Source organism: Jiangella muralis (assembly GCF_001270745.1).
In the GTDB taxonomy this organism is placed as follows: domain Bacteria; phylum Actinomycetota; class Actinomycetes; order Jiangellales; family Jiangellaceae; genus Jiangella; species Jiangella muralis.
Map to the genome: position 1 here is coordinate 1 of NZ_LFXL01000069.1, position 7998 is coordinate 7998.

Here is a 7998-nt window from a genome sequence, read left to right on the forward strand (position 1 = left end):
AACACGGCGAGATTGGCGATCACCCCGACCACGGCAGCGGTGATGCCGGTGAGGGCGGCGGTCGGACGTTGCTGATCGGTATGGATAGTATCGCTCATGGGCTCGATCATGGAGCTCGGCTCGCCCGCCCGAGGTCAGTCGCCGTCGCGGCGGGTCGGAGCCTGTGTGTTGCCGTCTGGTCGGGACCCCGGCTGGCGCTGGGCCTCGGGTCTGTGTTGGGCCGGGCCGGTGCCCCGGGGGCTCGCGGTGGCACGGGCGAATCTCAGCGTTGCCGCGGCGCCAAGGATGAGCACGAGCGCGCCGGTGGGGACACCGAACGGGCCGTGCACGCCCTGGCCGGCGGATGCGAGCAAGTACATGCCCAGGACAGCGGCCGCGTAGCACCCGGCGACGACTGGCAGAGAGGTCAGGCCGTGGACTGAACGCGCCACCCGGGCCACTCTGCCCTCACTGGTCCCGTCCGGGGAGCTCGGCCGTGCGCCGCCCAACCTGTGGGCCACCGTGCGCGTCTCCGTCCGGCCAACGAGGGCGGCGAGCGCCGCGAGCACGATCGAGAGCGCGACGAGCCACGGAATCCGCCCGAGCCACCACGCGGCGGAGCCGGCGTCGGACGGCGGCAGCAGCCCGGCGGCGTCGAGTGCGACGGCGGCGACAAGTGCGGCGACCATGTGCCACAGATAGACGGTGAGGACGACCGTGTTCGCCGCGATGACGGCGGACCAGGACCGGCGCCGTTGCAACCACCGTTCGGTGGGCGCGGCCACCAGCACGGCGACGGCGATCTGTGTGATCGCGAGGGCCATCAGCGCAACGGTCGGCGGTGACGGGTTCTGGATCGCCAGGCCTGGCACCGACACCATGCTCACGGGGTACGGACCGGGGCCGGTTAGGACCACGAGGAGGATCACGGCGCCGAGGAGGGCGATCACCGCTCGCCGTGGCGTCAGGCCGAGACTGCCGTCCTGCCAGGCGAAGCCGATTTGGTGGATCGCCAGCCACGCGAAGACGAAGTTGCCGAAGGCCCAGGTGTCGACGCCGGTCGTCAGGCGCAGGACGTCGCCGATCACGACGGAGAGGATGAGCACCCCCGGGACGGCCAGCCCAAACCGGCCGTGCAGCTTGAACATCGCGGGCGTGAGGGCGATCACGCCCAGGTAGACGACGAGGAACCAGAGCGGCAGCGTCACGAGCGCGACGGCCGGGGCCACGACGTCCTGAGGGATCCCTACTACCACCGAGGCGAGGACGGCGCCCGCCGCGACGACGACGAGGAGGAGCGTCACGGGCGGAAAGAGCCGGGCGCTGCGGTCGAGGAGCCAACGCGCGGCCGTGCCGCCGCGGTCTCGGTGTCGGGTCCAGGAGATGGCGTTCGAGAACCCACCGACGAGGAAGAACAGCGGCATTACCTGGAAGATCCAGGTGATGCCGTGCATCGAGGGCATGTACTTCAGTGCGGTGAATCCGGTGAGGTTCCCGGCGGGATCCTGTTCGACGGTCATCACCAGCCAGTGCCCGACGACGACGGCGGTGATCGCAACGGCGCGAAGCAGGTCGACGTGGCGTCGGCGGGTCGGCGGTGTCCGTTCGGCCAGCTCGCGGATGTCGGGCATCGGTCAGGTCTCCTTCCGGGTGCGCCGCCACCCGGCTTCAGGTCGCGATGCCGTCGCGGGTGCGATGCCGGCGGGCGGTGGCTCGGGTCGCGACCCATCTCGAGATCCCGATCATCACCGCGAGCAGCACGGCCGGGCCGACCACCCACAGCGGCCGCGTGAGCCACCAGGCAGCGCTCGCCTCGTCCGCCAGCTCGAACCCCGCCTGCTCGTACAACCACACGAACGCGACGAGGGCCGTCATGTGCCAGACGAAGACGGGCATGGCGATCCCGCTCGCCGCCACGACAGCTCGCCAGGGCCGGCGCCGCCGCAGCCATGCGGCGAGCCAGGGTCGGGCCACGAGCGCGATACCCAGCTGGAAGACCGCCAGCGCAGCGATGGCGGCCGTTGTGGGGAACATGTTGCCCATCGGCTCGCCCGGGACGGCCACCATGGACCGCGGATACGGGCCGACGGTGGTCAGCAGGATCAGCGTTGCCAGGCCGACGAGGGCAACGATGAATGCCCTGCGCCGGTCCCGCGTCAGCGTGCCGTCGCGCCAGAAGTAGCCGAGCTGGTGGGCGAACAGCCATACGGCGCCCGACCCGACTAGTCCGACGATCGGTTCGCCCCAGCCGACTCCGAGCCGGAGGACGTCGGCGGCCAGAACGACGGCTGCGAGGATCGCGAGGACTCGCCACCGCCACGCCAGGTGCAGGCGGGCCGTGAGGGGCACGGCGGCCACCGCGAGGGCGTAGACCCCGAGGAACCACAGGGGGATGAAGATGACCATGCCCCACTCGAGGACGGTGCGTCCGCCACTCGCTTGGATCGCCAAGTCGACCACGAGCCAGCAGGCGAGCCACGGCACCAGTGGGCCGATCAGCCGGCGGGCGCGCGCAGTCAGGTAACGCCGGGCACCACCGCCGTCGCGCGTAACGGACTGCCAGAACGCGACATTCGCGTAGCCGCCGACGAGGAAGAACACCGGCATCACCTGGAAGACCCAGGTGGTTGCCCACGCCCCTGGGACCTCGGCGATGGGGTTCGGCATGATGAGGGCGCCGCCGTCGTTGCGGTGGGTGACGGAGAAGGTCCAGTGCCACAGGACGACCACGCCGATGCTGACAGCCCGAAGCAGGTCGACGACCCGGTCGCGCGTGTCCGGCGTCGCGTCGACCAGGGCGTCGAGCGAGGGGCGACCCGCGCGGGATCGCGCCGACAGCCCAGTCGTGCGTCCGGCCCTCGCGGCGCCGTTCATGGTCTCGGCATGGTCATGACATCGTGCGCGTCAGGAGCGCCCTTGTCGTAGAGGTCGTCGATTTGAGCGGCGAAGTCCTTGACGAAGACGCCGCGCCTCACGCTCTGCTTCGGCGTCAGGTACCCGTTCTCCTCGGTCAGGTCGCCGGGCAGCACACCGAACCTGCGTACGGACTCCGCCGTGGAGACGGCGGCGTTCGCCCGGCGGATCGCGGCGCGGAGGGCGTCGATGAGGTCCGGGTCCTTTCTGGCCTCCTCAAGGGTGAGGTCCGCCTTGCCGTGCATCGCCAACCACCCGGGCACACCCTCGGGATCCAGTATAATCATGGCGCCGATGAATGGCCGGTTGTCACCGACCACGACGCACTGCGAGACCAGGGCGTGCGCGCGGACGCGGTCCTCCAGCACCGCCGGCGCCACGTTCTTCCCGGCCGCGGTGATGATGATCTCCTTCTGGCGACCCGTGATCGTCAGATAGCCCTCGGCGTCGAGCGAGCCGAGGTCGCCGGTGCGGAACCACTCGCCGTCGAACGCCTCGGCCGTGGCCTCGGGTGCGTTGTGGTACTCGCGAAAGACGTGGGGACCCCGGAGCTGGATCTCGCCGTCCTCGGCGATCCGGATGTCGCACCCGGGCAGGGGCATCCCGACCGTCCCGATGCGGACACCGGCGGGCCGGTTGACGGTCGCTGGGGCGGTCGACTCGGTCAGGCCGTACCCCTCGAGGACTACCAGCCCGACCGCGCGGAAGTAGTGTCCGAGCCGCTCCCCGAGGGGGCTGCCGCCCGAAACCGCGTACTTGGCCTGACCGCCGAGGGCGGCGCGCAGCTTGGAGAAGACGAGCACCGACGCGATCCGGTGCTGCGCGCGCAGCCACGGCGACGGACCTCGAGCCGTGTCGAGCGCCCGCGACCAGGTGACGCCCACGCGGGTCGCCCACTGGAACACGCGCCGCCTTCCCCTCGCAGCCGCCTTCTGCTCGGCGGAGTTGCACACCTTCTCGAACACCCGCGGTACGGCCAGCACGAACGTCGGCCGGAACGAGGCGAAGTCCTCGCTAAGCGTCTTCACGTCCGAGGTGTGGCCGAGGACGATGCCGCCGGCGATGGCGATCACCTCGATGAATCGGGCGAACACATGCGCGAGCGGCAAGAACAGCAAGGTGCGCCCACCATCCGTGAACACCTCCGGCATCGCGGCCACGGTGTTCGCCGCAAGCGAGGCGAAGTTGCCATGGGTCAGCACGACGCCTTTGGGTCGGCCTGTCGTGCCCGAGGTGTAGATGATGGTCGCGACGTCGTCGAGCCCCGCGATCCGACGGCGGCGCGCGATCTCCTCGTCCGTCACGTCGGCGCCGACGCCCTCGAGCCGCTCGATCGCCCCGTCGTCGATGACGAGCACGTCGCGCAGCGCGCTCGCGTTGTCGCGTGCGGCAACGACTGTCGCCGCGTGGGCGGCGGTCTCGACGACCAGCAGCCGCACCGCGGAGTCGGACAGGATCCACTCGACCTGCTCGGAGCTCGAGGTCTCATACAGCGGCACGGACACGGCGCCCGCGACCCAGATCGCGAAATCGAGCAAGGTCCACTCGTACCGGGTCCGAGCCATGATGCCGACCAGGTCACCGGGTTCGATGCCCATGGCGACGAGGCCCTTGGCCACGGCGACGACCTGAGCGTCGAGCTGTGCCGCCGAGACAGGCTCCCAGGAACCCGTTCCACGGCGCACCTCGGCTACGACCGCGTGCGGTGCGGTGCGCATGCGCTGTGAGAGGAGATCGGTGAGGTTCGAACTCCCGGGCAGGGTGATCAGCAGTGGTGGGACGATCATGTCGCGCCCATGGGGAATCCCTACAGATGAAAGTGAATGCGCTCAGGATCGGGGTCCGTTCCGACCGCCGTCCGGATCACTCACGCGTCATCCTGGCACTACTGCTGGCTTTGCGCAAGAGAACGACGATCCTCATAAGTAATGCCCGCGTAGCGACGGTCGTGCCACATCGACACCATCACCCCCAAGACGGGACGCAAGCACGTCTCCGATCCCGCAACCCGGACCGAGCCGGTGTGGGACCCCACAATCCACGACGGTGCGTGGCGGGCCGTGTGGGCCTACTCGCAGAAGCGGGCCGCCCGCGACAACAAGACCCTGACCTTGCAGGAGAACCGCGCGAACGACGTCATCAACGGACTCAAGGCGGCCCGCACGCCCCGGTTCGTCAAGATCGACGGTGACTCACGCCGCCTCGACACCACCGCTCTCGCCCGCGCGAGGAAGGTCGTCGGGCTCAAGGGATACGTGACGAACATGCCCGCCACCATCATTCCCGCCGCCGAGGTCATCGCCAGCTACCACGACCTGTGGAACGTCGAGCAGTCCTTCCGGATGTCCAAGTCCGACCTCGCCGCCCGGCCCATGTTCGCCCGCAAACGAGACGCGATCGAAGCGCACCTGACCATCGTGTTCGCCGCGCTGGCCATCTCGCTCGTCACGCACCAAAGCAAATGAGCAAACGCAGGAGGGGAAACCGGGACGTATGCAGGTACGTGATGTCGCCGACCAGCTTCGTGCCCGGCTACTCGGCGCTGAAGTGGCGGCGCACCAGGTCCGGCCCGACCTGTTCGCCGCGGACCAGCTCAGCATCACAGACGCCTGTACGCGTAGGTCTGGTCGTTGTAGTCGAACAACGCCTCGATCTTGAGCTTCAGCTGCTCGCGCCGGACCGCGGCCGCTGACGGCGGCCGGTCCCGCCACTCGTAGTAGCCGGACGTGGACACGACCAGCCAGGTGAACATCTGCCTCAGGGACGGAGCATCGTCGACATGGTCGGCCTGATTCTGCGCGCACTCGGCGGCGATGAACTAGTGCTTCTGGCTCACCCGCTGCTCCTTCGCGAAGTACGCGGCAGCCTCTTCAGGAACGCCAGTTCCATTTCCTGTTCACGTGTTCGCCGGCGCAGTTCGGCCAACTCCGCACGCGCGGACAGCTCCAGCGGCGGTTCCTCACCGGCGTGATCCTCGCGGTACTTCATCACCCAGTTTCCCGGCGTGGTCTCGCCCACACCAATCTCACGGGCCACATCGGCAATACGACGGTCGTTCTCGACCACCAACCGGGCCGCCTCATCACGGAGATCAGGCGTGAATGTCGCCTTCTTCATCGCCACGAACAGTTCCTTTCCGGACCGGACCTTATGAGGTCCGCAGTCCAGAAAGTGGGAGGCACGCCAGTTGGTCAGTAACGTCCACATCGGCCGCTCGGAAGTGGCCGGCAGTCGTGCTCATTCGGTGGACGAACAGGTGTCCACACTTCGTGTGGGGCGGATCAACTGCGCTTCCCTCTCTGAGGCAGCTGATGGACTACGACGTCGGGCACCACCGACCGCATGTCCCGATCGAGCACCGCACGTCGCCGCGAGCCTGGCACGGCGGCGACCATCACGAGGGCGCCGGCCCGGTGGGCTGCGGCGAGAACAGCGCGGGCTTGGGATCGGGCGCGCCAGGGGCGGTACCACGCGATCCGCACCGTCACCGTCGTCACCTGGGCCGTGTCCAGGGCGGGGCGGACGCGGGCGGCGATGGCCTCGGCCTCGCGCGTCGCTTCCTGATTCATCCGAAGCGCGATGACTGCGTCGGTGGTGAAGGGTGGGCGTTGCATCGGCACCAGCAGCACCACAGGCCGGTGCTGCTCGGCGGCCGTCATGGCCGCGCAACGAGCCACCGTGACGGCCTCGGGCCCATCGCAGATCACCGCGGCGACAGGGCGACGGGTCGTGCGATTGCGCGAGGTCATCGTCAGAGCGCTTCAGGGGATCGTGGCGCTGGTTGTTTCACCGCGAGTCTGGCCTGGCGGGGAGCGGCCCGTCGGAGTCCGGTCCGCCGGGGGCGATCCTGTCCAGGCCTGCACGTGCCTGCTCGCTGCCTTTGCGGATGCGGGGTTCGTAGCGTCCGCCGGTCCTGGCGTTGGCGACCTCGCCGACCTTGTCGATCCCCTGGTCGATCTTGTTGCGGTGCCGGGTCAGGGCCGCGGTGGCGCTGGCCCGGGCCTTGGCGATCATGTCTTTGAGTGCCATGGGGCTCATCTCCTCAGTGGTTAGCGAATGTTATCTGGTCCCCCCCCGGGGGGGAGGGGTCGTGGGTCCCCACACGGGGCTCCAGGACGGCGTGCTCGGCGTCGGTAGCGACCCGCAACGGCAGGTCGGTCGGCGGGCAGGGTCCGGCGGCCTTGGCCTCGGGTGGCACGCAGGCTCAGAATGATCGAGACGGTGATGATCGTGGCGACCACCGCCAGGGAGAAGGTGGTGGGGATGTAGAAGATGTCGATCTTGAGAAGCATCTTGATCCCTACCCAAATGAGGCTCTCCTGATGGATCCGTGGGTCATGGTCGGCCGGGGAGGGTGGGTCGGTGGCCGCCGAGGTGGAGCATGGCGAGGGCGATGAGGGTGTGAGGGCTGGCGAATCCGTAGGCCATGCGGGTGATGAGTCGGATCTTGGTGTTGACCGATTCGACGAGCCCGTTGGACAGGCCGTGTTCGATCGCGGCCAGGATGGTGTCGCGGTGTTTGGTGATGCGGCGTTGCAGGGCGACGAAGGGCTCGATCCGGGATCGGCGGGCCCAGCTGACCCAGCGGTCCAGGGCGTGGCTGGCCTGGGGGTGGGGCAGTTGGAAGATCACGCGGAGGGCTTCTTTGAGGAGGTAGGCGCGGTAGAGCCGGGGGTCGGTCTTGGCGATCCAGGCGAGCTTGGCGCGCTGGTTGTCGGTGAGGTTCTCGGGGTTCTTCCATAGTGCGTACCGGGTCGTTTTGAGGGCCGATGCTCGGCCGGTGGCGACGTGTTTGGGGTTGCCGTGCCCGCGTCCTCGGGGTTTGGTATGCCCGGCCTTGCGGGCGTCGTTCCAGGCTTGGCGGCGCACCGCGTCGAGGGCGTCGGTGGCCCAGCCGACGACGTGGAACGGGTCGGCGCAGCGCACCGCTTGCGGGCAGCGTTGGGTGACCACCTGGGCGATCCACTCGGCACCGTCGGCGCTGAGATGGGTGATCTGGGCGCAGCGTCGGGGTCCGGAGGCCTCGAGCGCGTCGAAGAACTGGTGAACCGGCCTGGGATCGCTGGAGGGCGTTGTCAGGCCGCGGCGGGCTCGCCATGGTCGTGT

Annotated in this window: 8 protein-coding genes and 2 pseudogenes; 1 reads left to right on the forward strand and 9 read right to left on the reverse strand. The window is 69.0% G+C overall.

All coding sequences use genetic code 11. The features are described from left to right. Nucleotides 1-134: 134 nt before the first annotated feature. From ACW62_RS32530 to ACW62_RS32540, 3 genes are read right to left on the reverse strand one after another with little or no spacing between them, the layout of a single operon-like run. Entirely contained in the window at nt 135-1610 is a 1476-nt protein-coding gene (locus ACW62_RS32530) for an acyltransferase family protein (protein WP_053208286.1), read from the reverse strand. A 37-nt stretch (nt 1611-1647) separates the two neighbouring features. Beyond that, entirely contained in the window at nt 1648-2853 is a 1206-nt protein-coding gene (locus ACW62_RS32535) for an acyltransferase family protein (RefSeq protein WP_053208287.1), read from the reverse strand. After that, nucleotides 2850-4610 carry an AMP-dependent synthetase/ligase gene (locus tag ACW62_RS32540; RefSeq protein ID WP_240477481.1) on the reverse strand — a complete coding sequence of 587 codons (1761 nt, stop codon included), beginning with the start codon at nt 4608-4610 and terminating at the stop codon, nt 2850-2852. The genes ACW62_RS32535 and ACW62_RS32540 overlap by 4 nt, the downstream gene beginning before the upstream one ends. Before the next feature lie 237 nt (nt 4611-4847). Between ACW62_RS32540 and ACW62_RS32545 the strand changes: the two are divergent. Then, nucleotides 4848-5333 (forward strand): annotated as a pseudogene (locus ACW62_RS32545) (IS1634 family transposase); the annotation flags it as partial. Between the two features lie 158 nt (nt 5334-5491). Here the strand turns inward: ACW62_RS32545 and ACW62_RS34595 are convergent. The 6 genes and pseudogenes from ACW62_RS34595 to ACW62_RS32565 form a co-directional block, all read right to left on the reverse strand. After that, nucleotides 5492-5644: a hypothetical protein gene (locus ACW62_RS34595; RefSeq protein ID WP_157575142.1), complete on the reverse strand. Its 153-nt coding sequence runs from the start codon at nt 5642-5644 to the stop codon at nt 5492-5494. Between the two features lie 80 nt (nt 5645-5724). Then, nucleotides 5725-6009: a transposase gene (locus ACW62_RS32550; protein WP_240477482.1), complete on the reverse strand. Its 285-nt coding sequence runs from the start codon at nt 6007-6009 to the stop codon at nt 5725-5727. 164 nt (nt 6010-6173) lie between these two features. Beyond that, nucleotides 6174-6641 carry a hypothetical protein gene (locus ACW62_RS32555; protein WP_157575143.1) on the reverse strand — a complete coding sequence of 156 codons (468 nt, stop codon included), beginning with the start codon at nt 6639-6641 and terminating at the stop codon, nt 6174-6176. Between the two features lie 37 nt (nt 6642-6678). After that, entirely contained in the window at nt 6679-6921 is a 243-nt protein-coding gene (locus ACW62_RS32560; RefSeq protein ID WP_169792181.1) for an antitoxin, read from the reverse strand. A gap of 13 nt (nt 6922-6934) precedes the next feature. Then, nucleotides 6935-7205, reverse strand: a pseudogene (locus ACW62_RS36725) (tellurium resistance protein TerC); the annotation flags it as partial. Nucleotides 7206-7227: 22 nt separating this feature from the next. Next, the coding region (locus tag ACW62_RS32565) for a transposase (protein WP_083460451.1) at nt 7228-7998 on the reverse strand (771 nt) is incomplete at its 5' end.